At 55.9% G+C, this 26,553-nt stretch carries 21 protein-coding genes and 1 tRNA gene; 13 read left to right on the forward strand and 9 right to left on the reverse strand.

Annotation, left to right across the window (positions count from 1 at the left end; genetic code table 11):
- The first annotated feature begins 67 nt into the window (after positions 1-67).
- Both DF283_RS05185 and DF283_RS05190 read left to right on the forward strand, forming a co-directional pair.
- Complete coding sequence (locus DF283_RS05185) at positions 68-1,138, forward strand: AI-2E family transporter (protein ID WP_303673665.1); 1,071 nt, start codon at positions 68-70, stop codon at positions 1,136-1,138.
- Positions 1,139-1,295: 157 nt separating this feature from the next.
- Positions 1,296-1,790, forward strand: coding sequence for a DUF2721 domain-containing protein (locus tag DF283_RS05190; protein WP_303673666.1), 495 nt, complete (start codon positions 1,296-1,298; stop codon positions 1,788-1,790).
- Between the two features lie 17 nt (positions 1,791-1,807).
- On the opposite strand, the gene DF283_RS05195 is transcribed toward DF283_RS05190, so the two are convergent.
- Both DF283_RS05195 and DF283_RS05200 read right to left on the reverse strand, forming a co-directional pair.
- Complete coding sequence (locus DF283_RS05195) at positions 1,808-2,425, reverse strand: retropepsin-like aspartic protease family protein (protein ID WP_303673667.1); 618 nt, start codon at positions 2,423-2,425, stop codon at positions 1,808-1,810.
- A gap of 295 nt (positions 2,426-2,720) precedes the next feature.
- Entirely contained in the window at positions 2,721-4,577 is a 1,857-nt protein-coding gene (locus DF283_RS05200) for a ShlB/FhaC/HecB family hemolysin secretion/activation protein (RefSeq protein WP_303673668.1), read from the reverse strand.
- Between the two features lie 539 nt (positions 4,578-5,116).
- On the opposite strand from DF283_RS05200, the gene DF283_RS05205 reads away from it, so the two are divergent.
- The gene (locus DF283_RS05205) at positions 5,117-7,045 is read left to right on the forward strand and encodes an autotransporter outer membrane beta-barrel domain-containing protein (protein ID WP_303673669.1); all 1,929 of its coding nucleotides are present in this window, start codon (positions 5,117-5,119) and stop codon (positions 7,043-7,045) included.
- A 146-nt stretch (positions 7,046-7,191) separates the two neighbouring features.
- Here the strand turns inward: DF283_RS05205 and DF283_RS05210 are convergent.
- A tRNA-Ala gene (locus DF283_RS05210) sits at positions 7,192-7,267 on the reverse strand.
- A 77-nt stretch (positions 7,268-7,344) separates the two neighbouring features.
- Positions 7,345-7,761 carry a hypothetical protein gene (locus tag DF283_RS05215; RefSeq protein ID WP_303673670.1) on the reverse strand — a complete coding sequence of 139 codons (417 nt, stop codon included), beginning with the start codon at positions 7,759-7,761 and terminating at the stop codon, positions 7,345-7,347.
- 310 nt (positions 7,762-8,071) lie between these two features.
- On the opposite strand from DF283_RS05215, the gene DF283_RS05220 reads away from it, so the two are divergent.
- The 9 genes from DF283_RS05220 (at position 8,072) to DF283_RS05260 (ending at position 17,675) form a co-directional block, all read left to right on the forward strand.
- On the forward strand, positions 8,072-9,019 hold the full coding sequence (locus tag DF283_RS05220; protein ID WP_303673671.1) for an acyl-CoA desaturase: 948 nt from the start codon (positions 8,072-8,074) through the stop codon (positions 9,017-9,019).
- Positions 9,016-10,329, forward strand: a complete 1,314-nt coding sequence (locus DF283_RS05225) for an NAD(P)/FAD-dependent oxidoreductase (RefSeq protein ID WP_303673672.1) — start codon at positions 9,016-9,018, stop codon at positions 10,327-10,329. Before DF283_RS05220 ends, DF283_RS05225 begins: the two co-directional genes overlap by 4 nt.
- Entirely contained in the window at positions 10,317-11,156 is an 840-nt protein-coding gene (locus DF283_RS05230; RefSeq protein ID WP_303673673.1) for a DUF1365 domain-containing protein, read from the forward strand. Before DF283_RS05225 ends, DF283_RS05230 begins: the two co-directional genes overlap by 13 nt.
- Positions 11,153-12,457 carry an SAM-dependent methyltransferase gene (locus DF283_RS05235; protein WP_303673674.1) on the forward strand — a complete coding sequence of 435 codons (1,305 nt, stop codon included), beginning with the start codon at positions 11,153-11,155 and terminating at the stop codon, positions 12,455-12,457. The genes DF283_RS05230 and DF283_RS05235 overlap by 4 nt, the downstream gene beginning before the upstream one ends.
- Before the next feature lie 25 nt (positions 12,458-12,482).
- Complete coding sequence (locus DF283_RS05240; RefSeq protein ID WP_303673675.1) at positions 12,483-12,830, forward strand: DUF1475 family protein; 348 nt, start codon at positions 12,483-12,485, stop codon at positions 12,828-12,830.
- Entirely contained in the window at positions 12,823-13,641 is an 819-nt protein-coding gene (locus DF283_RS05245) for a DUF1295 domain-containing protein (RefSeq protein ID WP_303673676.1), read from the forward strand. Before DF283_RS05240 ends, DF283_RS05245 begins: the two co-directional genes overlap by 8 nt.
- 71 nt (positions 13,642-13,712) lie before the next feature.
- The gene (locus DF283_RS05250; RefSeq protein WP_303673677.1) at positions 13,713-14,801 is read left to right on the forward strand and encodes an SAM-dependent methyltransferase; all 1,089 of its coding nucleotides are present in this window, start codon (positions 13,713-13,715) and stop codon (positions 14,799-14,801) included.
- Between the two features lie 101 nt (positions 14,802-14,902).
- Positions 14,903-16,210 (forward strand): amidohydrolase family protein, encoded by a 1,308-nt coding sequence (locus DF283_RS05255; RefSeq protein ID WP_303673678.1) that lies wholly within the window; start codon positions 14,903-14,905, stop codon positions 16,208-16,210.
- Between the two features lie 154 nt (positions 16,211-16,364).
- Positions 16,365-17,675, forward strand: coding sequence for a hypothetical protein (locus tag DF283_RS05260; protein ID WP_303673679.1), 1,311 nt, complete (start codon positions 16,365-16,367; stop codon positions 17,673-17,675).
- A 32-nt stretch (positions 17,676-17,707) separates the two neighbouring features.
- On the opposite strand, the gene DF283_RS05265 is transcribed toward DF283_RS05260, so the two are convergent.
- From DF283_RS05265 to secA, 3 genes are all read right to left on the reverse strand, one after another.
- A complete protein-coding gene (locus DF283_RS05265; RefSeq protein WP_303673680.1) occupies positions 17,708-18,538 on the reverse strand; it encodes a hypothetical protein in 831 nt (276 codons plus the stop codon).
- Between the two features lie 112 nt (positions 18,539-18,650).
- Positions 18,651-20,195 carry a hypothetical protein gene (locus DF283_RS05270; RefSeq protein WP_303673681.1) on the reverse strand — a complete coding sequence of 515 codons (1,545 nt, stop codon included), beginning with the start codon at positions 20,193-20,195 and terminating at the stop codon, positions 18,651-18,653.
- Between the two features lie 70 nt (positions 20,196-20,265).
- Complete coding sequence (secA, locus tag DF283_RS05275) at positions 20,266-23,376, reverse strand: preprotein translocase subunit SecA (RefSeq protein ID WP_303673682.1); 3,111 nt, start codon at positions 23,374-23,376, stop codon at positions 20,266-20,268.
- A gap of 300 nt (positions 23,377-23,676) precedes the next feature.
- Here secA and DF283_RS05280 point away from each other — a divergent pair, with 300 nt between their 5' ends.
- Entirely contained in the window at positions 23,677-23,889 is a 213-nt protein-coding gene (locus DF283_RS05280; protein WP_303673683.1) for a hypothetical protein, read from the forward strand.
- A gap of 161 nt (positions 23,890-24,050) precedes the next feature.
- Here the strand turns inward: DF283_RS05280 and atpG are convergent, their stop codons facing one another.
- On the reverse strand, positions 24,051-24,989 hold the full coding sequence (atpG, locus tag DF283_RS05285) for an ATP synthase F1 subunit gamma (RefSeq protein ID WP_303673684.1): 939 nt from the start codon (positions 24,987-24,989) through the stop codon (positions 24,051-24,053).
- 24 nt (positions 24,990-25,013) lie between these two features.
- On the reverse strand, positions 25,014-26,540 hold the full coding sequence (atpA, locus tag DF283_RS05290; RefSeq protein ID WP_303673685.1) for a F0F1 ATP synthase subunit alpha: 1,527 nt from the start codon (positions 26,538-26,540) through the stop codon (positions 25,014-25,016).
- Positions 26,541-26,553 lie beyond the last annotated feature (13 nt).

Consider the following 26,553-nt stretch of genomic DNA (forward strand, 5'->3'; position numbering starts at 1 on the left):
CTCCCGCAAACAGGCCTGACTGTATTAGAATGGGAACCATAGCCCCCTTCAATTGGATGGTGAGCCCGTGAGTCAATTTCGTCAGGACGTGCTTTGGACAGTCGGACTGGTTCTATTGGGGTGTCTGCTGTTTGTAGCCCGGGAAGCGCTGGTGGTGGTGTTTGTGGCTTTTATTTTCGCCAGCGCCCTGTTGCCGGTGGTCGAGTTTCTGGATCAAAAGCTGCCCCGCTGGTTGTCGGTACTCATTCCCTACGTGGTGCTGTTTGCCCTCTTTGTGGGCCTTATTATTCCGGTGGTCACCATCACCTGGAACCAGTTGAACGTGTTTATCAGTGATTTGCCGCACTATCTGGACGCCATGATCAACTGGGCCGCACAGTGGAGTTTTATCAGCCGACGCTATCCCTTGCTGACCAGCTTTAGCCCGGAGCTGTTAATGCGGCATCTGTCCGCGCAAAACGGGCTGGTCCTGTCCGGGTTTACCGGGATGACCCTGCTGGTTTCCCAGGTGGGGCTGGATTTAATCAGCGCCCTCATTATCAGCATGTTGCTGTTGCTGGATCGGGAAAAAATTGAAGGGTATTTCCTGCACTTTCATCCCGCCCGTCACCACGAACGACTGCGGGCCTTGATCGATCACCTCATCCGCAGTACCGGCGGGTTTGTGTCCGGGCAAATCCTGTTTATGGCCACCTTTGGTGGCTTGATTACGTTGGGCCTGTCGGTTATTGGCGGCCCTTTTCCGCCCTTTGCCGTTTTGCTGGGCGCCCTGAGCGGCCTGCTCACCCTGATTCCCATTTTGGGGCCCAATATCGCTATGGTGGTGGCGCTGGTCATTGCCATTTTCAGCCCCATTGGCTGGTGGGGGGCGTTTTGGGTGCTGACCCTGTTTGTGGTGGTGCAGGCTTTGGCCAACAACATTATCGGCCCGCTGATTATGGGCCGGGCCGTTGGTTTGCATCCGCTGGCCATTTTGGTGGCCCTGATGGTGGGTGGGCTGGTGTTTGGACTGGTGGGTCTGGTGCTGGCCATTCCGGTGGTTGCATGTCTCAATATCATTCTGGAAGAATGGTTTATGGACCCCGAGCAGCGCAGCCCGAACCTGCTTTTGCCGCCCGGTGTTTCCCCGCCCCGATAGTTTGGGACACGCCCGTTTTCTTGAGTTTTGTGTTTCCATTTTTTAGCCCCGCTCTGATTTGAATACCGCTCCGTATCCCCCTGAAGATGATCCCCCCGCATCGCCCGTCCCCCATAAACCCGTTTATTCGCATCGCCTGACAGTTGAAAGGTCTTTCATGATTCCCCCCAATGACATTATCACGGAGTCCCTGGGCCCCGCCGTGGCCATAACCGGCATTGCCCTGTTGTTGAATGGCATTAGCGCCCGCTTTTCCATCGCCTCCACCCGGGTGCGGGAATTAAACCGGGAATTGCTAACCACCACCGATCAGGATCGTATTGCCAACATTCAGCGGCAAATTCCCTTTTTCATGGAGCGGGTTTACCTGATTCGCAACGCCATGTTTATCCTGTTTGGGGCATTGGGTATGCTGGTGTTTACGGCGGTGTCCATCGCGCTGGCCAAGCTGCATTTTGTGCATTGGGAGATGGTGCCGGTGTGGTCGTTTTTAAGCGGGCTGGTACTCATGCTGATCGCGGTCATTCTGGAGGCCTACGAGACCACCATCAACCTGCGCACGCTGGATTTGGACGTGGATCACAGCTTCAGCCGCCTGAGTGAACAGGTGCTGAACGCGGAGCAAAGCAACGCCGATAATAGCGGCGACTAGTCGCTGTTGGCTTGTCTTTAGCGGCTGATGACCAGCTTGTCCTGCTTGAAGGACAGATCCATGCCCCGGAAGAAGCTCATGCCCAGCAGGCCCGATAGTTGCGGGGTGTCTCCCAGATCGGTGATCACCGCTTCCACGTTGTTGACCTGCATGCCGCCCAGAGTGACCTGTTTGAGGGTGACCACCGGGGCGTTCAGGGTGCCGTTGGCCGTGGTGACCGGCAGGGTGGGATGATCCGCCGGGATGTGAATGCCCAGCTCCCGGGCCATTTGCGGGGTGATTACGGTGTAGCTGGCCCCGGTATCCACCAGAAAGGTGGCCATGTGCCGACGGTTGACCAGGGCGGGCACCACAAAGGTGTTATCGCTTTGCGGTAACAGGGTCACTTCCGCCCGATTCCGGGTGTCGCCTGGGCGGTTGGCCTGGTTGTTGTCGTCAATTTTTTTCAGGCTTTCCTCGGCCATACTCACGATAAGCGGATTTTTGGAGGTGGAGGCCAGATGGGTGAAAAAGGCCTTGGCCTCTCGCAGTTCTTTGCCACGGACGGGGTTCACGTCAATGGCGTCGCAAATTTCAGGAACGGCCCAACCCATCAGGGCTGCCATCAGAATCACCAGAAGCCGATTTCTGTTCATGCCAATTCCCTCACTTCCCTTTTTTAGTCCCCAATGTCTGGCAAATCGATGCAGGGCGCATCTATCTTCCAGTTTCCAGTGTCCCGTTTTGATCCGAGCAGTACATCCTACAGATTCAGGAGAGCCTGTTTATTAATTTATGAATTAATAAACAAAAATAGATTGTATTCAGTGTATCAGTTTTTTAAATTCCGGGTATGCCCACACAGCTAAAAATTGCGAATCAAGTCAAAAACCCCCCGGCAACAGGTTGCCAGAGGGTTTCATGTGGATTTAAAGTTCCCAGCGTCAGTGCTTATCGAATCCGGGGTTTCAGCAGATCAATGGATTCCAGGGTCGGATCGGCGATATCGGTTTGCAGATCGCCAGTCTGGATGGTTCCAACGCTGCGTACCCGAGGGGCATTGGCCTTGATGGGGGTGACTTTATCAGTACGGCTCTTGTAATCGTTGGGCAACAGCTCGCTACGCACCCCGAAGTGAATGCGGGCGGTGGGCTGGTTGCGGAACGGTTCCTCGTTTTTGCGGTTCAGCAAACCAAAGGCCACATCCAGAAAGCCCTGGGCATAGTCCGTCAGGTGAGCCCGTAGACCGAAACCGGCGCTAAGCAGAGAGGTTGCGGCGGCGCTGCTGTAGAAGGGACTGCTTTTGTCACGCCAGACCTGACCGTAATCGGCAAACAGGGCGCCTTGCAGGCGTTCGCCCAGCCAGGGGCTGACACGGGAGAGCAGGGGCAGCGGGTAACGCCATTCGGCGCCCACATTGTAGCCTCTGTCCCCAATTAGTAGGCCCTGGGTGTAACCGCGCACGCTATTGATACCGCCCAGCTGGAACTGCTCGATGGCGGGCAGGGCGTCGGGGCTCCACTGGGAGTAGGCCCGCAGGATGAGCAGGTTGTTTTTGGGCAGGCGGGTCACCCGGGTCAGGTAGTTTTCCAGCTTGAAGAAGCTGGTGTTGGCCCCCAGCCATTCCGGGGCCAGCGTCACTTGCGCCCGGGAAAAGGAGCGCCCGTAGCGATCGTATTTATCGTAGTTCAAGCCCAGGGCCAATGAGCGAATGTCATCGGTGCCCGTCCTGTCGCCATCAAAAAAGCTGCTGACCCGGCGGGCGTTCAGGCCCAGGTCGGTACTCCAGACGCGCTCTTTGCCCAGCGGCTGGGTGACCAGCAGGCCGTAGTTGTAGGCGTTCCCAATCAAATCGGGCTGGTTGGGCAAGCGCAAGTCCACGTTCACGTGGCTGAAGCCAAACAATCCGCTGATTTCCGTGCCCTTGCTGCCCACCGGTAAGGTGTAGGAGGTTGAAGCAATGGTTGACCCGGTGGAGCCGATGTAGCGCAGGTTAAAGCGATCGCCCCGGCCCGTGACATTGCGGTTGGTAAACTCAGCACCCCAGCGGTATAAGCCGATGAAAGGACGACCGGCGTTATCAGACGTCAAAGCCAGCTGGAAGGGCTGTTGCTCTTTGACATCCAGTCGGATTTTGGTTTCCCCGGTGCGCTCGCCGGGTAACAGGGTTGCTTTGACCCGGTAGGGCTCTTGCCGGTTGATGCGCAGCAATTCCTGTTCCAGAGCGGGAATGTTCAGCGGCTGGCCGGGGGTTTCGCTGATGCGTTTCTCAATGACCTTGGCCTTGAAGTATTTGTTGCCACTCACTTCCATATCGCCCACGATGCCTTCCAGCACCTTCACGGTAATGGCGCCCCGCTCCAGATTCTGGGGCGGGATGAAGGCCAGCGAGGTCAGATAACCCCGTTTGCGGTATTCCTCGTTAATGCCTTGCACCAATTGAGCCAAGTCTTCGGGGCTCAGTTTCCGGCCTTCGTAACCCACCACCAGTCGGCGCATTTCCTCGTTGGAAACGATGGTGTTGCCTTCCACATCCACCCGATCAACCTGGAACAGATCGCTGGTCACTTGCACGATGGGCGGTTGGGCTTCCACCCGGATGCCGCCGGGTTCGTTCTCTTGCAGGGTGTCCGCCTGGGCGGGAGCGGCGGTGGGGACTGACTGGAAATAGTAAGGAGATCCGCTTTGCGGGCCCAGCAGCGTTCCCGGGTTGGTTTGGGCGGGAAACACCTGGGCCATGGCTGCGCCCGGCAACAGGGTAAGGACACTGGATAGAATAATGGCCTGACGGTGGAAATCGGATCTCATAGGGGACGGCATCCTTTTTGGATTGAGTGCTGGTTTTGTGTGAGGTGCAAAAACATAAGGTATAAATGTGGGGGAGGGTGGGACAAATGGTTGTAAACTTGGACGATTGGCGGAGCTTTGAGGGGAACCGGGATCTTACTATAGAAACCCCCATTGGCAGTGGCAGTGGCAGTGGGATTCTTATATAAGGAAGGTGACGCCAGCTGGATCTGTGGAGTCCGTTGGGACGCATGGGGGGAGAAGCGTTCAGGAAGATCTTTTTAGGTCTAGCGTATTATAGGAAATCAAAAATAAAAGTAAATTAAAAAAGCAAGAGACAAAGAAAGATTACGAAAGCTATATCTTTCGGACACACGGACTACCCCCAATTCGACGGCCAGCATGGAGAATCCAGCCCGGCAGTTGCTATCAAAAATTTTTAATGTATGATTCACACTTGAATATTCTTAATAAAAACCATTCAAAGTTTTTTCCCTTTTAAATTTGATCCTCACCCGCTTTTGGCCACCCCTTTCCACTTTCAAGGAGTATTTTATCCGATGGCTTTGTCGACACGTCCCAATGGCCGCTTTCTGGTAGCGTTGTCCCTGACAACCAGCTTGCTGCTTGCCAATTCCCCCCTGTCATTCGCTGGCCCCGGCGACACCAACAGCACCAATTACGGTGAAAATGTGGCTGGCGGCACCTACTACAACACGACCGGCAACCGAACCACCTTTACCAACAACGGCAACATGATTGTTGGGGCGGGCACCACCGTGCGGGGTCTGGAAGTGAACAACAACGGTGACCTGACCGGCAACGGCGGACACCTGCACTTTGACGCGCGGGGCGGGGTCATGCGGGTAGATGGCACCATTGACGCCAGCGCCGCTCTGGGCCAAAACGGGGCCTATCTGGGTAATGGCGGTAAAGTGACCATTGACGCGGGCGCTCTGGTTCAGAACGGTAACATTTTCGCCAACGGGTTAAATGGCGGAACCATCGTATTCAACGTGGGTCAGCTCACCGTGGACCCCGGTTCCCGGATTGAAGCCCTGGCCACCGGGGCAAATGCCTTGCCCGGCCAAATCAATATTAACGCCACCGGGCAGGTGACCATCCCCAATGGGGCGGTCATTGACGCCTCCGGCAACTACGTTGGCGGCTACAATGCCAATGTCATCCAGATTTCCGGTAGTGTGGTCAATCTGGACGGTGTGGTCATGGCCAACGGTCTGAGCGCCGGGGCCAAGGGTGGGGCCATCGGGATCTATGGTTCCGAGATTGCCCTGGGTAGCAACGCCAAAGTCACCGCCAATGGGGCTGAAGGCGGTCAGGGTGGGGCCATTAACGTTGCCGCCACTGAAAAAATTGCCATCAGCAGTGGTGCTGAAATTACCGCCAATGGCGGGCTAGGCGCCAGCGGCGGGGCTGTCCTCGTGGGGGCGGCTCTGGATTCCAGCGGAAACGTGGGGCTCCTGACCAAGTCAGTTGAGAACAACGGTCTCATTGCCGCCAATGGGGGCGATGGCGACAGCGGCGTGGATGCCGGGAACGGTGGCGTGGTCGTCGTATTGGCGTCCAACAGCGTTAGTAACACCGGTCGCATCAGCGCCGACGGCGGAAACGGTTTTAACGGCTACAACCCCAGCAATGGGGGAAATGGTGGCAAGGTTGGCTACGGCTCGGATGGCGACGTAGGCAACAGCGGCAGAATTACCGCCAATGGCGGTAATGGCGGCACCAATCCCAATGTCGAGCAAGGTCCTGTGAGTGAAACGCAGGACGAGCATGGCAATGTCAGCTACCAGCAGGTCTCTCTGGGTCAAAACGGTGGCCGGGGCGGCAATGGTGGGGAAGTCCGGGTGGCTTTCAATACCAACATCCGCAACGACGGCAGCATTGAAGTGGTCGGTGGCAATGGCGGCAATGGTCAGGAGGCTCAAGCCAATGAGACCGACTATCAGGGCCAGCCGGTTCATCAGTACGCGCTGGCCGGTAATGGCGGCGACGCCGGTAACGGCGGTAAGGTTCTGTTCCACGGTGAGCCCGGACAGGACGTGTTGAACAACGTCAATGTCAACGGCGGCAGTGGTGGCCAGGGTGGTAACGCTTCCACCAGCAGTGCCTGCGGTTGCGCTACCCCGGGTGCCGGTGGTGCCTGCGGGGCTCCCGGTGAGATTCATGTAACCCCCAAACCGCCGTGCGCCGGGGGCGGCACTTGCTCCCCGCCGCCCAAGCCCCCGGAGAATCCTTTATTCCCGCTGTACCCCAAAGAGTATGGCACCCTGGGCGATACCCTGCCCCCCAACGCCGGTAACGTGCTGAGCTACAACCGTTCCATCTTCCTGGCCCGCTCGCCGCTACCCATCATTCAGAAGAAGACCCCTCCGGCGCCTCCGCCACCACCACCGGCTAAAATCATGCTGGTCAAACCCAAGCCGAAGCCGCCGCAGAAAAAAGTACCGGTGCGTGGCTACTGGTAAACGGTACGCTCACCCCGAAAATTGTTGCTCCAAAACAACACCTCCTTTCGTCCTCGGGCGGAAGGGGGTGATTTTTTATGGGGGCGCAAGTTGCGCCAAGAAAAAAGCCTTTCTACTGGAACGCAGAAAGGCTTTTCAAATCTTAATGGTGGAGGCGACAGGAATTGAACCCGCGACATCCTGCGTGCAAAGCAGGCGCTCTACCAACTGAGCTACGCCCCCAAGGCGTGTTTAATATATAGCACACCCTTTGCTCGACTGGCAAAGGTTTTTTACGGCAAGCCATCGTTTTTAAAGGCTTAAGGAATCAATCGCTTCACGGAATCCACCATGCCGGGCGTGGGGGCCGCACTTTTTTTCCACAAAACCTGCCCCTCGGGCCCCAGCAGGATGAAGGCGTATTCCTCCTGCTGCAGGCCCAGCGATTTTTTAAACGCCTGCGAATTGGTGTACAACGGGTAAATGCGTCCCATCAGCGGCTTTTCATTCACCGCCTTGCGCATAAAGGCTTCCACGGAAGGCTTGAAGCTCTTGTACTTGGGATCGATCACGGCCACTTCCAGCACCTGAACGTTGGCCCCCGTGGCTCGCAGACCATCGAAAAGCAACACGCCCTTCTCCAGCGTGGACTGGTGTCGGGGATGAAACCCCACGGCCAGCAGCACCCGCTTCCCCCGAAACGCGTCTGGCAGTTGCAGGCGACTGGCGCCATTCAAACTGACCAACTCCTCCCGGGGCAAGGGTGAGGCCAAACTTGTCGCTTGCGTATAAAGCCAAAAGCAAGCAATATAAAGTAGAACAAAGGCAGTGTTTCGAGGTGTTCGCCAAAGTCTGATCATAAGGATGCCTGCACCTCCATTCATGCAACGTCTGCCCATTTTACAACATTCAGCATACTATTTTGTATACCAAAAGGTATAAGTTTCTAAACCATTCAAAATCGAAGCAAGAGGGATATATTGAAGTTTCATTTGACAGTCAAAGCGGTTCCGTTAAACTTAAATAGTCTACCATTCGGTATATGATATGAGTACGATTTTAAAAATTCTGGACAGTGATTACGCGCTCAAAGGCCGTGCCCCCCTCGCCCAACCGTCCAATACCTCCGAGTGGTCCCGAGAGTGGTCGCGTTGGATTCCCTTTGCCTTTTTGCACGCGGGGATGTTGGGTGTGTTCTTTTGCGGATGGTCCCCTTTCGTGGTGGGTCTGACCCTGGCCCTGTACTGGGTGCGCATGTTTGCCATTACCGCCTTTTATCACCGCTATTTTTCGCACCGCACCTTCCAAACGGGTCGTATACAGCAATTTATTTTTGCCGTGTGGGCCATGACCTCCGTGCAGCGGGGGCCTTTGTGGTGGGCCTCTCACCACCGACGTCATCACCGTTATTCGGATCAGCCCGGTGACCCGCATTCCCCGGTTCGGGAGAGTCTGTTGCAATCGCATATTGGCTGGATGACCGTGCCCGGAAATTTGCAGACCGATTACTCCCTGATTAAGGACTGGGCCCGTTTCCCGGAGCTGGTGTGGCTGAATCGCTTTGACTGGGTGGTGCCAGTCCTGTACGCCATCGCCTTGTATGCGCTGGGTGCTTGGTTGGAGTCCGCCTTTCCGGGCTTGGGCACCAATGGCCTGCAATGCCTGATCTGGGGCTTCTTCGTCAGCACGGTGATCCTGTTTCACGGGACCTGCACCATCAATTCCCTGTCCCACAAGTTTGGCACCCGGCGCTACAACACCCCGGATGACAGCCGCAATAATCCGTGGCTGGCCATCCTGACTTTGGGAGAAGGCTGGCACAACAACCACCACTTCTACCAGAACTCCGTGCGTCAGGGGTTTTACTGGTGGGAGTATGATGTGACCTACTACATCCTGAAGCTGATGTCCTGGGTGGGTCTGGTGCATAGCCTCAATCCGGTTCCCGCGGAAGCCTACCAGTCCAGTCCCAAAAGCAGGACCCGGCAGTCATGAAGAAGCGTCTGGCCATTATCGGCAGCGGAATTTCCGGGCTGGGGTGCCTGTATTTTTTGCATCAGCAGTATCAAATCACCCTCTACGAGAAAAACGACTACGTGGGCGGGCACACCAACACGGTGGAAGTGGAAGAAGACGGCCAGCAACTGCCCGTGGATACCGGGTTTATGGTCTTTAACAAAGTCACTTACCCCAACCTGCTGAAGCTGTTTGAGACGCTGGAAATTCCCATCAAGCCCACCGATATGTCCTTTAGTGTGCGCCACGATACCCATGGGCTGGAGTGGAACGGGGCCGGGCTGAACAAGCTGTTCGGCCAGCGTAAAAATATTTTCAATCCCCGTTTCTGGCGCATGGTTCAACAAATGGATCGCTTCACCAAAGAAGCCCTGGACAATCTGGACAACCCCCGCTACAACACCCTGACCGTGGCGGAACTAATCGCCGAGCGGGGTTATGGGCAGGATTTTCTGGAGTTGTTTATGGTGCCCATGAGTTCCGCCATCTGGTCCACGGCCCCCCACAAAATGCTGAAGTTCCCGGCCCGCACCCTCATTCGCTTTTTCCACAATCATGGGTTTTTGGGGCTGGATACCCACTATCAGTGGTACACCGTGGATGGCGGGGCCCGCACCTACGTGCGCAAATTGCTGGCCCTCTGTCAGCCGGAAATTTTACTGAACCGCACGGTGCAAGCGGTCACCCCGCATGCCGATGGTACGGTGCGTGTGCAAGCCCAAGGCCCCGATGGGCAGACCGAAAGCCGGGACTTTGACGCGGTTATTCTGGCCTGCCACGCCGATCAATCTCTGGCCGCGCTGAGCCAACCATCCGACTTGCAACAGCGCTTGTTGGCCCCGTTTCGTTATGAAAGCAACCTGGCCACCCTGCACACCGATGCCTCGGTGCTGCCCAGAACCCAACGCTGCCGGGCCTCCTGGAACTATCAAATCAAATCGGCCAAACCTGATCCTCACAATCCAGAAATTTTATACGACGCCGCTACCCACTACTGGATGAACAGCCTGCAAGGGGTGTCTGAAAAACAGGATTATATCGTGTCTATCAACGGGCAACGCTGGATGCGCCCGGACAGCATTCGGCAAGCCATCGCTTACGAGCATCCCATTTTTGATGAACCCGCTGTGGCCGCTCAGGATCAACTGGCTGAGCTGAATGCGGAAGGGCAGCAAACCCATATTTATTTTTGCGGCAGTTATTTTAAGTACGGCTTTCACGAAGACGCCTTTACCGCCGCCCTCAACCTGAGCGGCCAACTGGTGGAGACCCTGACATGGCGGCGCTGAATTCCTGCCTGTACGAGTGCCAGGTCTATCATCGTCGGCTGGCCCCCAAAACGCATGATTTCCAGAATCGTACCTTTTTCTTTTATCTGGATCTGGATGAGCTGCCCCAACTGGAAAATCGCTTTCAGTGGTTCAAGATTGGGCGTCGGGCGTTTTATGAGTTTCGAGAATCCGATCATCTGCCCACCCCGGTGGGGAGATCGCTGAAAGAGCGGGCCGTTCAGGCCTTTCAGGAACACGGACTTCAGCAGCCCATCGCCAAAATTGGATTGCTGACCAATATGCGCACCCTGGGCTATGTGTTTAATCCCATCAGCCTGTACTTTGCCTTTGATGACGCGGGGCGTTGCATGGGCAGTCTGGCCCAGGTGGAGAATACCTTTCGGGAAATGAAAGTGTTTCCGATTCTCAATCCTGCACAGAATGCCACCGAAGATCAAACGTATTCATTTTCCAGTGAACGCATCAAGTATTTTTACGTCTCTCCCTATTCTCAACTGGATCAGCGGTTTCGCTTTCAGGTCAGCCCGCCGGGGGAGCGCATTCATTGTCAGGTGTCCAGTTTGGCCGGTGAGCAAACATTGCTGGACAGCGGCTTTCGGGGCGAAAAACACCCGTTGACCGACAGCCAGCTCCTACGGCTCAGTCTACGTTACCCGTTGATGACCTGGCAGGTGATTGCCCTGATCCACTGGCACGCCTTGATTCTGTGGCTCAAGCGCTTGCCGCTTCACTTGAAAGAGGCCCAACCGTTTAACCAGCGGCAAGTCCTGCGACCCAGACACGATTTACAGCAATTTTACGCACAACAGGAGGCCCGGCCTTGAAAACCCTGGAACGTCCAAGCACCTTGAAAGCACAGGGAAAAGCGCATCTGCACGCGGTTCCCAGCTTGCCCAAAAACCTGTCCTGGTCGGCTAAAACGGTGGTCAAGCTGTTATCTGCCATGCGCAAAGGACAGCTCACCCTGTACTTCCCTGATGGCAGCGTGTACCCCATCGGGCAGGAACCGGACAGTTCCTTTCAGGCCGCCATTCAGGTGAATGAGGATCGCTGTTTCAACCGCATCATTCAGTATGGGCACATCGGTTTTGCCGAAGCCTATCTGGATGGGGAGTGGGACACCCCCGATCTGGAGGCGGTCATCGCCTGGTTCATCCTGAATATTGAAGATTCTACGGTGCTGGAAGGCTCCAAAAACAAAGTGTTCTGGGTGAACCTGCTGGGCAAGCTGAACCGGCTCTATCACCTGCTGCGGGCCAACAACGTGGACAACAGCAAGAAAAATATCCACGAGCATTATGACTTGGGGAACGAATTTTTCCAGATTTTTCTGGACCCCACCATGACCTACTCCTCGGCCCGCTTCACCCATCCGGAGCAATCGCTGGAAGCGGCCCAAATCAGCAAGTACGATGCCCTGTGCCAAAAATTGCAATTGCAGCCCAGCGATCGGGTGCTGGAAATCGGCACCGGTTGGGGGGGCTTTGCCATGCACGCCGCCCGTAATTATGGTTGCACCATCGACACCACCACCATTTCCGAAGAGCAATTCAAGCTGGCCACGGCCCGTATTGCCGCAGCGGGGCTGAGTGATCAAATTACGGTACATTTGCAGGATTACCGCAAACTGAGCGGGCAGTACGACAAAATTGTCTCCATTGAAATGCTGGAAGCGGTGGGGGATGCCTATCTGGATACCTATTTCGCCCAATGCTCCCGCTTGCTCAAACCGCACGGGCTGTTGGGCATTCAGTACATCACCTGCCCGGACAGTCGGTACGAACTACTGAAAAACAACGTGGATTTTATCCAGAAACACATTTTCCCAGGCTCCCTGTTGCCCTCCGTGGGACGGGTGAATCAGGCCATCAACCGCACTGGCAATCTGTTCCTGCACGATCTGGAAGATCTGGGCAACAGCTACGCCAAAACCCTGCAACTGTGGTACGACGCCTTCAACGCCAACCTGAGCGAAGTGCGGCGGCAAGGCTTTGACGAGCGGTTTATCCGCAAGTGGAATTACTACCTGATGTACTGCAAGGCGGCCTTCCGCATGCGTAACATCAGTGTGGTGCAGGCCATTTATACCAATCCCAATAACCTGTCCCTGTGGCAGGCCTTGTAGGGCCACCGGAAAGGAGCCTCCCGCCATGTTAATCTGGAGTTTGCGCATCTGGTTCTTGCTGGTGTTTGTGGTGCAAACCACGGTCGTGACCCAAGCCATGCTGCACGAGTCTCTGTTTCAGATCCCGCCGGTGGTCAGCAGCGATGTGTGGTTTATCGCCACGGTTTATGACGCCTATTTCGCCATTATCGCCTTTGCCCTGTGGGTGTGCGCCCGTGAGCGTACCTGGGTCAGCCGTGTGGTTTGGTTTTTACTGATTGTGGTGTGGGGCAACGTGACCATGGCCCTGTACATGCTGATTCTGCTGTTCCGTTTGCCCACCACGGCCACCGCCGAGGATGTGTTTCTAAAGCGAGGTGAACCGCATGTTTGATCTGTTGAGCGTTTCTCAAGTCTGGCCCCTGCTTAGTAGCGCCGCTCTGGTCATTCTGGGCCTGATGCTGATTGTGACCGCCATTGCCAACCCCCTGAAAAACGCGGGCATTGTGGATGTGGCATGGGCTTTTGGCTTTAGCCTGATTGCGGGCACTTACTATGTCCTGGGGCAAGGGGCACCGGTGCAAAAAACAGTGATGCTGCTGATGGCCACCGCCAGCAGTTGGCGACTGGCCTGGTACTTGCTGAAGCGGGTCATTGCCACCCACCCGGAAGAGGATGGCCGCTATCACGCCTTACGGGAACTGTGGGGTCCCGAAAAATCGCCGTGGCTGTTTTTCGCCGTGTACCTGTTTCAGGGTGTGCTGATGTTGATCGTCTCCAGTCCGTTTTTATTTGCCGCCCAAAACACCAGCCCTTCTCTCAGTCCGCTTCAATGGCTGGCCTTGGCGGTGTGGGCGGTGGGCCTGATTTTTGAAGCGGTGGCCGATCAGCAGCTCAAGCGCTTTAAAGATCAGCTTGAGAATAAGGGCAAAGTCTGCCAAAGCGGCCTGTGGGCTTATTCCCGTCATCCCAATTACTTTTGTGAGTGGTTGCAGTGGATGGGCTATTACCTGCTGGCCCTGGGCGCGCCCGGTGGATGGACGACGATCTATAGTCCCATGATTATGCTGTTGTTCCTGACCAAATTCAGCGGGGTGGGCGCCACCGAGGCTCAGGCTCTTAAAACCAAGGGCGAGGCCTACCGTCGGTATCAGGAAAGCACCAGCCCGTTTATTCCCTGGTTTCCCAAGCGGAAGCCCTCATAACCCGGAGGCCTGTATACTTCCGGCTCACTTACTCCATTTTTAACACCCAGACTGCATAAGGATTTTAGCCCATGTGGATTTATAAATTACTGGAAACCAATCTTGTTCCCGATGCGGTCATTCGCTGGGGCATTCGCAACATGCTGGCCCAAAAAGTGAAGGAGGAAAGCAAGTCCTCCTGGGAAGCACGGCAACAGGCGGTCATGGATTTTGTGGCCGAGTTAAAAAATAGTCCCATCGCCATTGAAACGGATGCCGCCAATGAGCAGCACTACGAAGTGCCCAGCGAGTTTTTCGATTTGGTGCTGGGGCCGCGTAAAAAATACAGCAGCGCTTACTGGACGGAATCCACCCGCAACTTGGGAGAGGCTGAGGAAACCATGTTGGCCTTAACTTGTCAGCGGGCCGATTTGCAGGACGGGCAAACCATTCTGGAACTGGGCTGCGGCTGGGGCTCCTTGTCTTTGTGGATGGCCGAGCAATACCCCAACGCCACCATCGTGGGGGTGTCCAACTCTCGCAGCCAAAAGGCCTTTATTGACGCGCAGGCCAAGGCCCGTGGCTTGAATAATCTGGAAATTCTGACGGCCAACATTGTGCATTTTGAAACGGATCGCCAGTTCGATCGGGTGGTGTCCGTGGAAATGTTTGAGCATATGAAGAACTATGAAAAACTGCTGGCCAAAATCAGCCGTTGGCTGAAGCCAGAGGGCAAGCTGTTTGTGCATATTTTCACCCATCCCATTTTTACCTATCATTACGAAGATAAAGACGGCACGGACTGGCTGACCCGCTACTTTTTCACCGGCGGCACCATGCCGTCGAATGATCTGTTGCTGTACTTCCAGAAAGATCTGGCCATTGCCAACCAGTGGATTGTGAATGGCACCCATTATGAAAAAACAGCCAATGCCTGGGCCGAGAATATGTACCAACATCGCCCGGCGGTGGAGAAAATTCTGGCCCAGACTTACGGGGCGGAAAACCTGACCAAATGGTGGGTGTACTGGAAAGTCTTCTTCCTGGCCTGCGCCGAATTGTGGGGCTACAAAAACGGCAACGAGTGGATGGTGTCTCACTATCTGTTTGAGAAAAAAGCCGTGCCCCAAAGCGCCCACGCTGATGCCTCAGGCTTGGGCGCCGCTCAGTTGACCCAGTAACGCCAAAATCCAGCTTGCTTGCTGCGGACCTTTGTCTGCTGCTTGGTGATTTGGTGCATAATAAAATCATCTCGTTTCAGCGTTGAGAGGATTGCTTGGCCATGCCCATTTACACGGCGGATTGTATGTACGTTCAAGGGCAGTTGCAAACGGGCTGGGCCCTGCACGTGGAAGGCCATCAGATTGCTCAGGTGTTGCCGGTGGAAACCTTGACGACTGAGCAACAAGCGCAGGTCATTCATTTTGAGAACGGCTTTCTGATTCCCGGTTTGGTGAACTCGCACAATCACTCGTTTCAATCGCTGCTGAAAGGGTTTTGCGATGATCAGGATTTTTTCACCTGGCGGGATCAGGCCCTCTATAAGTACGCCAAAATCCTGAGTCGGGACGATATTTACACCGGGGCCCTGTTTGCCTTTGGGGAAATGCTGAAGTGCGGCATCACCACGGTATGCGATTTTTTCTACATTAACGATCAGGCCAATGAGAACGCCCGGGCCGTGATTCAGGCAGCGCTAGATGTGGGCATCCGCATGGTGATGGCCCGCACCCTGTACGACTGGAAGGGGGCTCCCGCCCGCTTCCGGGAGACGGTGTCTCAAGCCTGTGAGAATACCCGGCAGTTGCACGCCGAATTCAAGGCGCATCCGATGGTGCAGGTGTTGCCTGCCCCCCATAGTTTGCATGGGGCCAGTCCGGAGATGATTCTGGCCGGGGCGGAACTGGCCGAGGAACTGGACTCCCCCTTCCATATGCACATTGCCGAAGGTCAGTACGAAAGGCAAATGATCGAGCAACAACACGGCAAGCCGCCGGTGGCTTATCTGGATGAACTGGGGGTGCTGAACGATCGGTTGGTTGGCATCCATTGCGTTTGGCTGGATGACGCCGAGATTGAACTGATGGCCCAGCGGGGCACGGGCTTGTCTTATAACCCCTCCAGCAACATGTTTTTGGGGGATGGCATCACCCGCATTCGGGAAATGCAGGCCGCCGGGGTGTGCGTTTCTCTGGGCACCGATGGCGGGTGCAGCAACAACCGGGCCTCCATTATTGAGGAAATGCGCATGACCAGCCTGCTGCAAAAGGTGAAATTCCACGATTCCACGGTGACCACGGCTGAGGAGATGATGGTGATGGGCACCCTGAACGGGGGAAAAAATCTGGGCTTGCCCATCGGGGCCCTGGCTGAAGGATATGCCGCTGATTTTACGGTGCTGGATCTGAATGACCTTTCCATGCAGCCCCGCCAGAACGCCCTGAAAAATCTGGTGTACGCCAGCCAGCCCTCGGCCATTCGGGCGGTGTATGTGGCCGGGAAAAAAGTGCTGGAAGCGGGTCGGATTTTAACCGTGCCGGAAGCGGAAATTGTGCGCCGGGTGCAGTTGACCACGGCGGGCTGGGACTGAGGACAGGCCCGGGTCTGCTTGATTGAGAACTAATTTTGTAGTAACTAATAGACAATTCAAGTTCCGGTTTTCATTGGTTGTTTGAAGGCTCGGCTTTTGGCCGTGTTTTCTTTTTTTGTAACTCGTTTGTCCCTTGCCTGGAGTGATCGTTTGCATGCTGTCCTCACTGTTTTTGAATAACCCGTTTGAAAAGCCCAAATCGCCCTTAAAACAAAGCTATTGGGACAACCGGCGACGAGAGCAAGGGGCCCGCACGGATCAGACTACTCTGGAACCGGTCACCCCGGTTTTTTCTCAAGCGCCGGCGGAAGATACGTTTTCCCTGACGCCCTTGCCCTTGTTTGAGTCGGAGCCGCCCTTTCCGCTCTTGGAGCGTGCTGAGTCTCTGGCGTTCAGCCTGCCTGCCCCGAATTTCTCTCCCGACTCCGACAGGGGGAAATCGTCAGCGGAACCGGCGGACGAAGCATGGGTTTCGCCCTTTTGGGCCGATTGGCTGGGCCTCTCCGCCCCAGAGCAGTCCCCGGACGCTCCAGCCAGCGCCGCACAGGCCCAGCCAGCCAAAAATAAGGCCCCCAAAAAGCGGAAGGCTTCCGCTTTCTCCGCTCAGGAGCCGGGCGGGGTGCGAAATCAGCCACGCCGACAGGCCAAGGATGATCATTATTTGAACTCCCTTGCGCTGAAAGAGGACCTGAGGGAGTCCTCGCAGTCACCGCCGACCGGTCGCTCTATTCAGGAGCCCCTGTCTCCCCGGGCCCTGGATGCCAAGGCGGGCTCCAGGACTGCCTCCCGATCGGTTTTCAGGGCGGGGCGTCAATCTTCCCCAAAGACAGGTCAGCCTGCCGGTTCATCCCCTTGGGCCTTAGCCCCTCAGTCGGCGGGGATAACAGCCAATTCCCTTCGCGCTGAAGTGAGAGCCTTGTTGGCCACAGATGCCACTCCCTCTGCGCCATCGTCTCAGCCCTCATCCCAGCCTTCGTCTGAACCTTCCCTGTTTGAGCCGGGGCGTCCCAAGCCCGCACTGTCGGCGCTGGCGCAACAACGCGCTGCGTTGAAAGCCAAAAAGGCCTTAGTCCTTGAGGCCTTTTCCCAGGGACAAACCGATGGGAAAACTCTGCTTACTACCTATCAAGTAACGCCCAAGCATCTGCGAACCTGGGTTTTAGAGTTTCGTCGGCAGCAGGAGGCCAAGGGGGTGCAGTCTCCCCGGTTGAGCTGGTCCCGCCCCCAGCATGCTGAAAGTCGCTTGAAACGAAACGCCCCCACAGAAAACGTCCTGACAGAAAGGGCGCTGAAACGAACCTCCCTGAAACGAAAGCCGGAAGCGAGCTTGGATCTTGAGGAGCAGCCAGTAACCGGGCCCGCCAAACGGAAATCGCAGACCCAGCAGGTATCCCAAAATGCTCAAAGCGGCCAAGCCTCCCGCCGCCGGGGAGAACTGGGGCGGTTTGTGCCCATTACCCAGTAGCCCTATGCCCTGCCGGAGATCACAGGGTCGTCTCAGGCAAAGGTCAGCTTTCCTTGGGTATCGACCGCAATACGGGCCAGATCGAGCAGTTGGCCCAGTACTTTTCGACGGGCGCTGTCGGTGGATGTTCCCAGATCGGTCTGGATTTTTTGCAACAGCTTTTGCACGAACGCTTTGCTCTCGTTGCTTTCCGGTTGCCCCAGGGCTTCCAGCACAAACCCAATCAGGCGGGTATTGGGCTGGTTATTTTGCTGGGTCAGCCCCGCCCCACTGAGGGCGGACAACAAAATGTCCTGCCGCGGTGCTGGCAGTTGTTTGAGGTAGTCGGCTTTTAAAAACGCGGTGGGGTTTATTTCTCCGCTGTCACTCAGATCCTGAATGAGCTTTTGTACAGCGGGCTGGTACTTGTCGGCCCCCTTGGCCAGTGCAGACATCAGGGCTTCTCCCAGCGCCTCCCGGGTGAAGACCCCGGTCTTGAGATCCGCCCTCACCGCGGCCACATCCTGCTCGGTCAATGTGATGGTTGTGGCTGTGGGATCCTGCTGCCCTGCTTTTTTGGAAAAGTAATTTTCCAAAGCGCTGAGCGCCGGGTTTTGGGATGGGGTACCGGGTAGGCCCGGCACGCCTGGTACAAAGGACGAGGGCAACTGGGCCAGCAAGTCCGGCGGGAGCGGCTGACCGGTCATCTGGCTCATCATTAGCATCAGCATCATGAGCATCATCTGGTTTTGAATGGCCCCGGGCTGCGCATTGCTGTCCGTGCCCGTGACGCCACCGCCATTTTGTAAACTCTTGGCATAGCGCGCGTAATCGCCCAGTGTTTTTTGGGTGTTCTGTCCAAACGCGCTATTGAAAAAGTCCATGCCGTGGCCTCAGTCGATGACTAGAGGATGTATCGGTATTTTCAAAAACAACTTTAGGATTCACCCTGAAGTATAAAGATATGTGAATGCAGTAGCCCGGGCCTGAACGGAATCAAGGTTGGGCAGGCGGATCCCACCATGCCCGCAGGGGGCGACGGAGCCCTTCTCCCAGACTTTGGGGGATGAACTGGCTGACGGCGTCATCCAGGTACAAGGCGTCTTCCGGGCGGGGCAACTGCTGCCGAGCCTGGGCCTCATAGCGTTTATCCGCCTGGCGGATGGCTGCCGGGGATTCAAAAGCGTCGTAGAAAGTGTCCCCATCCGGGTCAATCACCAGCTGGCGATCGGCTTCCAGCGCTTTTTGTTTGTGCAAATCCCGGAGTTCCTGAGCGGGCTTTTTTCCCTGAGTATGCAGGGTTTCCACTTGAACCTGGGCCTTTAGCATTTTTTCGGCGTTGCCCTTGCCCAGTTCCTGCCCGACTGAATGGGAAAGCTGGTATTCCGCCTTATGAACCTGCGCCGCATGGAACAGCGGTTTTGCCCCTGCCCCTTTGGGGATACGGTGATGGGCCATGTGCCCCAGCACCACGGCGGCTTCCCTGGGTTGATTGAGGGCTCCCCGCAGGACATCGCCCGCCGTCCCGGTTTGGTAATAATCCCGTTCCCGAATGGCGTCATTTAAAGCGGCGGGATCTTGCTGGCGCAATTCGGCATCCAGCTGATGAATCCGTTGATCTCGGGCCTCCAGTTGCTGATGGGCTTTCTCCCGTGGAGAAAGTTCGTTGCCGAATAACGGTTCCCGGTTCGGTTTGGGCAGTCTGGCCGGGGCTGCTTGCGGGAGGAGTCTGGCGGGTTCTGGGGCTTGCAGCCGGGTGGCCTTGGCATTAATCTGCTGTGGCGGCAGGGTATTTTTCAGCAGGGCCGCTAAATCCTCCGCCGATTCCGCCTGAAGGGAGCCCGATTTGAGTTGACCCTTCTGGTAGTTTCTCAGTTCTCCGTGTTTGTGGGCAAGATCCGCCAGCTTCACGTCTTTGAGTTGCCCGGTTTTTTGCTCATACCGCTCCGCTTTGCGGGCCACCTTGGCCTGACGGTGGCCCAGGGCGGCTACCTGCGGGGTGGCGGATAACACTTCCGTGCCCGTTCGGGTGTAATCGACGGGATTGGGCGTGGTGTATTGCGAGGGATTCAATCCTTTTTTCAGGCCCTTTTGGGCGGCGAACCCGTCGATCAAGCCCCTGCCCAGTTCACTGCTCAGGCCCAGGGGCCCAAGTTCCTCAGCCAGGGCCCTGGATACGACAGGCCCTTGCAGTTCACGCTCGGCCACGCTAATGCCCACCCGCTGGATGGAGCTTTTGCTTGCGACGTCCACCAATTTTTCGGTCAGGGCCGTTTGGGTTTCATCACGTTTTTCAATGGCCTGTACCAGCTGGTTATGGGCTTTAACCTGCTTTTTTTCCGCCTGATACACATCTTCGCTTAATTCGCGCCTTAATTTTCGCTCGGTGGGCTGTATACCCTCAGAACGTTTGAACTGCCCCTTGCCGCTTTTTCTAGTGCCGGTTTTGGTGCCCAGTTTAAACGGCCATTTGAATGACCATCGTGTCCCTTGTCCGGTTTCCACAGAATGATTTTTCCACGCTTTGTGATGTGCATGCATAAACGCTTTATTTGTTTATTTTGTGCGTGAAAATATTAATGTGGAAAGACCAATGACCGGGCAGACGCTCCTAGAAGGGGTTAATCTTGCTGGGCTTTTTCCGGGAGCGATTTTCATCGGTACCCTCGCCCGGCTCGGTGGCGGAATCGGCTTCCGCCGGGGAGGGGAGTTCGGCCTCAATGAAGGTGGTGGCCGTAGTCATTTCCGGAATTTCCTGAATATGCTCCAGCGCTTCGGTCAATGGGGTGTGGTGCATCTCCTCGTCCACACTCAGCACCGGTTCTTCCATCTGGCGCTGCATCTGGATTTCAATGCGGGTGTTGAAGAGAATCATCACCGTATCCCGCTGGATTTCATAAGTCAGGTTCTGGAACATTTCAAAGGCTTCCCGCTTGTATTCAATCAAGGGGTCCTTTTGTCCGTAGGCCCGCAGGCCAATGCCCTCTCTCAAGCCGTCCAGGTTGTGCAGGTAGTCAATCCAGCGGTTGTCGATGACCGAGAGTAAAACATCCCGCTCAATGCGGCGCAGCGGATGCTTGATTTCAGCCACTTTCTCCGCGGGAAGATTGGCCAGTTCCGCGCTGACCTGTTCGTCATCTTCGTCCAGACCGGCCAGATTCACCCCGTGGGAGGCTTCCAGTTCTTGAGAAATGCGGCTGAGTTCGCTTTCCAGCGTGTCGTAAACCTTGACGCCTTCGGTTTTTACAAAGTCCAGCACCTGGGCCTGACTTTTGCCGCTCAGGCTTTCCACGGTGACGATTGGCCCCAGTTGCGGGCAAATGCCATGAATGGTGTTCAGCATTTCGGCCAGCACGTCCTCGGCCCAGTCTTCCGGGGTGGTGTTGGGCGGCAAGTGGGTGGTTACAATCCGCTCCATGGCCTGTTCCACCATGTGCCTAACGGAATCCCGCAGGTTTTCCCCGTTCAGCACCTTTTTGCGCTGATCGTAAATCAGTTGGCGCTGCTCGGTCAGCACGTCGTCGTACTGCAAAATGTTCTTGCGGATATCGAAGTAGTAGGCTTCCACCTTGCGCTGGGCCCCTTCAATGGCCCGGCTGACCATCTTGGCCGAGATCGGCATGGTCTCATCCACCCCCAGCATGTCCATCATGCCCGAGATGCGATCGCCGCCGAACTTGCGCATCAGACCGTCTTCCAGCGACAAAAAGAAGTGGGTGGAACCCGGATCCCCTTGACGAGCGGCCCGACCCCGCAACTGGTTATCAATCCGCCGAGATTCGTGGCGTTCTGTCCCGATGATGTGTAAACCGCCCTGGGCCTGCACTTCTTCCTTTTCCACATCGGTCAGCAGCTTCTTGCGGGCAATGGCCGCTTCCAGTTCTTGCGGGTCCACGGCGCGCCAGTCCATGCCCATCAGTTCAAACTCGCTTTTGGCCATTGCATCGGCGTTTCCGCCCAGCAAAATATCGGTACCCCGACCGGCCATGTTGGTGGCGATGGTAATGGCCCCCTTACGACCGGCTTGCGCCACGATCATGGCCTCTTGCTCGTGATGCTTGGCGTTCAGCACCTGATGGGGCAGACCGTTCTGAATGGCGATGACCGTTTTCAGGGTTTTGGCCAGCCCTTCCAGAAACACCGCCAAATCTTCGGGCTGATCCTTGGCCAGTTCGGTGAAATCTTCCGGGCGGGCCGCTTCCGGGTTGCGCAATTTGCCAGCCATTTTGTTGTACAATTCGGCGTCCTTATTGGCATCCAGACTGTTCAGCAGGCGGGCGGCCTTTTCTCGCAGGTGCTGGGTCAGGGTGACCGGCTTGGATAGCAGGTGGGAAATCTCTTCGGACTTCTCGATGGACACTGTGCCCACCAGCACCGGGCGACCCAGTTGATGGTATTCCACGATCTCTTCCACCACCTTGAGCATCTTGATGCGCTCATTCTTGTAAATGGTGTCCGGCAGGTTGTTGCGCTGATCGGAGCGGTTGGTGGGGATGGTGGTGACACTGAGGTTGTAAATCTTGCCAAATTCTGCCTCTTCGGTCTGGGCGGTGCCGGTCATCCCGGAGAGCTTGGGATACAGGCGGAACAGGTTCTGGAAGGTGATGCTGGCCAAGGTCTGGGTTTCATCCTGGATGGCGACACCCTCCTTGGCTTCCACGGCCTGGTGCAGGCCATCGCTCCAGCGGCGTCCATCCATCAAGCGGCCGGTGAACTCGTCCACAATGACCACTTCGTTGTTTTTGACTACGTAGTCCACATCCAGCCGGAACAGTTCCTTGGCTTTCAGGGCCTGCAGCAGGTGATGGGCCATGTTGTGCTGAATGTCAAACAGGTCGTCCACTCCCAGGATTTCCTGAGCCCGATCGATGCCCTCTTCGGTTAACACCACGTTGCGACCCTTTTCGTCCACGGTGTAATCCCGTTCCGGCTGCAATAAGGGGGCAATCCGGGCCATGGTTCGGTACATATCCGCCGATTGCTCCAATCGTCCGCTGATAATCAGCGGGGTGCGGGCTTCATCAATCAGGATGCTGTCCACTTCGTCGATAATGGCAAAGTTAAACGGACGCTGAACCAATTGGCTTTTGGAACCGGCCATATTGTCCCGCAGGTAGTCGAATCCAAATTCGTTATTGGTGCCGTAGGTAATGTCTGCGGCGTAAGCGGCCTTTTTATCGGCGAAAGCGTTGAAACTGCGCTGCTGGGACAGCACCATGCCGGTACTCAGTCCCAAAAAGTTGTAGACCTTGCCCATCCACTCAGCGTCCCGGCGGGCCAGGTAGTCGTTTACGGTGATGACATGAACCCCTTTGCCGGTCAGGGCGTTCAGATAGGCGGGCAGGGTGGCCACCAGCGTCTTTCCTTCCCCGGTTCGCATTTCAGCGATGCCACCATCGTGCAATACCATGCCGCCCAGCAATTGCACGTCAAAATGGCGCATGTTCAGCACCCGGCGGCTGGCCTCCCGCACCACGGCAAAGGCCTCTGGCAAAATCATGTCCAGCATCTCTTTTTCCAGCTGGCGATCCCGCTTTTCGGTTTCCCCACGCTCCCGTCCCGCCAGCATTTGCCGAAAGTAGTCCGTCTTGCCTCGCAGGTCATCATCGCTGAGGGCTTGCATTTCCGCTTCCAGATCGTTGATATGATCCACGATGGGCTCACGGGCTTTGATTTTACGCTCGTTGGGATCGGGCAGGATCTTGCGGATTAAGTCGAACATGAAGGGGTCTCTCTGACTTTGGGCATGCTGTGACGGGCGCTGACCGCTCAAATTCAGGCGGGCTTTGCTGAAAACTCTTAATAGTATACGCAAAATCCGCCCGGATTGTCATCGCTCTGCCAAAAAGCCTTATCGGGCTGGCGCCCAGCGGGCTTCATAAAAATTTTCATCGGGGTGTTTACAAAATTCTATCAGGGTGTTTTAATGACACTAACCTAAGTGTTTGAAAGACAAAAACCTGACTCGTCTACCAACTTTTTCCCTGGAAGGAAACCAATTTCAGAAAGTGAGTGTTTTCGTATGAATGCCTTTGGAGCCGCCCTTAAAACCCTCCTGAACCCAGTGGTCAGTCAACCCGCCCGGGCCATCACTCCGACGTTCAAAGGCGCCACCGCCAGCGGCAGTGCCAATCTGTGCGTGGACACCTTTAACGGAACGCCCCTGTTCACGGGCTCCAGTTCCCTGGCGAAATATCAAACCCACAGTTTGGGTCACCTGGATACCTTTGCCTGATTGCCCTAACCTGATTACCCTGAATCGTGTGACGCAGGTTTCATTCATTCATTGTTTTAACGCAATCTAAAATCCCGAAAAACACATATTTCCCCTCAGATTTTACCCATCAAAAAACCGGCCGAGCGTGATGCCTAGCCGGCTTTTCTTTTTGAGCTTGTTTATTTCAGCGCTTCGGCGCCACCGACGATTTCCAGAATTTCCTGGGTAATGGCGGCCTGGCGAACCTTGTTGTACTGAATGGTCAGGCGGTTGATCATGTCTCCGGCGTTGCTGGTGGCGTTGGACATGGCCGTCATCCGGGCGGCTAGCTCGCTGGCGGACCCTTCCAGTAACAACGTGTACAGCAGATTGCTGACAAACATGGGCACCATTTTATCCAGAATGCTGACCGCATTGGGCTCCAGCAACAATTCAGGCTTCAACTCGCTGGGAGAGACGCTGTAGTGGCTGTCATTCAGGCTGGGAATCAGCTCTGGCTCCCAGTCGATAAACGAGCGCACCGGGATGACCGGACTGATCTGGACCTTGTAGGAAATCATGGACACAAAATGTGTGGATAAGACATCGATGGTGTCAATTTTTTCATCCAGAAACGCCTGGGTCATGGTCTGGGCAATCAGGTTGGCGTCTTCCACGGTGGGAGCCGCGGAGATACCGGCGCTCCGCCCTAGAATCTCCGAGTTGGAGTATCGGGCAAATGCCTGAATGGCCTTGTTACCCACCAGGTAGAACTTGGGGGTTAAGCCACGGGCCTTGATCTCCTTTTCCAGGCGAAACGCCTGACGAATGACCGCCGAGTTGTAGTTGCCGCACAGGCCCCGGTCAGAACTGATCACCACGATGCCCACATTGTGAATTTGCCGGGATTGCAGCAAATCCGCGTAGCGAGAGCCACTGATGTCCTGATTGTGGTTTTTCAGCGCATTGAAGACATCACTGAAAATCTGGCGGAATTCCGACGCGTAAGGGCGCGCCGCTTTCACGCGGTTTTCAGCGCGCTTGACCTTGGCCGCGGCCACCATGCGCATGGCTTGGGTGATTTTTTGGGTACTCTTGACGCTTTTAATCCGGCGTCGGATGTCTTTCAGGTTGGGCATGGGTTGCTTCCTTCGCTGACCTTCCTACGCTTTACCGCCGGAGAATACGGTATCCCGAAACTTTTTAACGGCCTCGACCAGTTTGGCCTCCTCGGCGTCATCCAGCTTGTCGCCCTTGTTCAACTTGGCTTCAATGTCGGACACGTTGGCGCTGAAGTAGGAGAACCACTCCGGCTTGAAAGCGGCCAGCTGGCTGGTTTCCAAGTCATCCAGCAAGCCCTTGTTTGCGGCAAACAACAGGGAAACCTGCTGAGCCACGGACAGTGGGCTGTATTGCGGCTGCTTCAGCACTTCCACCATAATTTGACCCCGACGCAGTTGATCCTGGGTGGCCTTGTCCAAATCGCTGGCGAACTGGGCAAACGCTTCCAGTTCCCGGAACTGGGCCAGTGTCAGGCGCAATTGACCGGCTACGGCCTTCATGGCCTTGGTTTGGGCGGCGCCACCCACCCGGGAAACCGAGATACCGGCGTTGATGGCCGGACGAATCCCGGCGTTGAACAAGTCGGACTCCAGGAAGATCTGTCCGTCGGTAATGGAGATTACGTTGGTGGGAACGTATGCGGAAACGTCACCGGCTTGAGTCTCAATGATAGGCAAAGCGGTAATACTGCCAGCGCCCAGACTGTCGTTCAGCTTGGCGGCACGTTCCAGCAAGCGGGAGTGCAGGTAGAATACATCCCCCGGATACGCTTCCCGGCCCGGCGGACGACGCAGCAACAAGCTCATGGCCCGGTAAGCCCAGGCGTGCTTGGTCAGGTCATCATAGACTACCAGTACGTGCTTGCCTTGGGCCATAAAGCCTTCAGCGATAGTAACGGCACCAAATGGGGCCAGATACTGCAGAGGAGCCGGATCGGTGGCGGAAGCGGCCACCACGATGGAGTAGTCCATGGCCCCGTTGTCTTCCAATGTTTTTACAATCTGGGCTACGGAGCTGGATTTTTGCCCGATGGCGCAGTAAATACAAATCACGTCCTGACCCTTCTGGTTCAGGATGGTGTCAATGGCCACAGCGGTTTTACCGGTCTGGCGATCGCCGATAATCAGTTCGCGCTGGCCACGACCGATGGGAGTCATGGCGTCAATGGCGGTGATACCGGTTTGCAACGGCTGGTGTACAGACTTGCGGGCGATGATACCAGGTGCCTTGCGGTCTACGGGCAGGTATTCTTTGGCTTCAATGTTGCCTTTGCCGTCAATGGGCTGACCCAGTGGGTTAACCACCCGACCCAGCAAATCCTCGCCGAACGGCACGGAGGCAATACGGCCGGTGGATTTGACCATCTGGCCTTCCTGAATGTGGGTGTACTCACCCATAATTACAACGCCGACGTTGTCCTCTTCCAGGTTCAACACCATGCCCATGGTGTTGTGTCCATCGGCAAACTCCACCAGTTCCCCGGACATGGCGCCACGCAGACCGTAAATACGGGCAATCCCGTCGCCAACTTCCAGCACGGTGCCAACATTGCTGACAGACACATCGCTTTCGTAGCTGGCTAATTTTTCTTTCAGTATCGAACTAATTTCTTCCGCACGTAATGCCATTGGTTCGTTCCTT

Source organism: Vampirovibrio chlorellavorus (assembly GCF_003149375.1).
Lineage (GTDB): Bacteria > Cyanobacteriota > Vampirovibrionia > Vampirovibrionales > Vampirovibrionaceae > Vampirovibrio > Vampirovibrio chlorellavorus_B.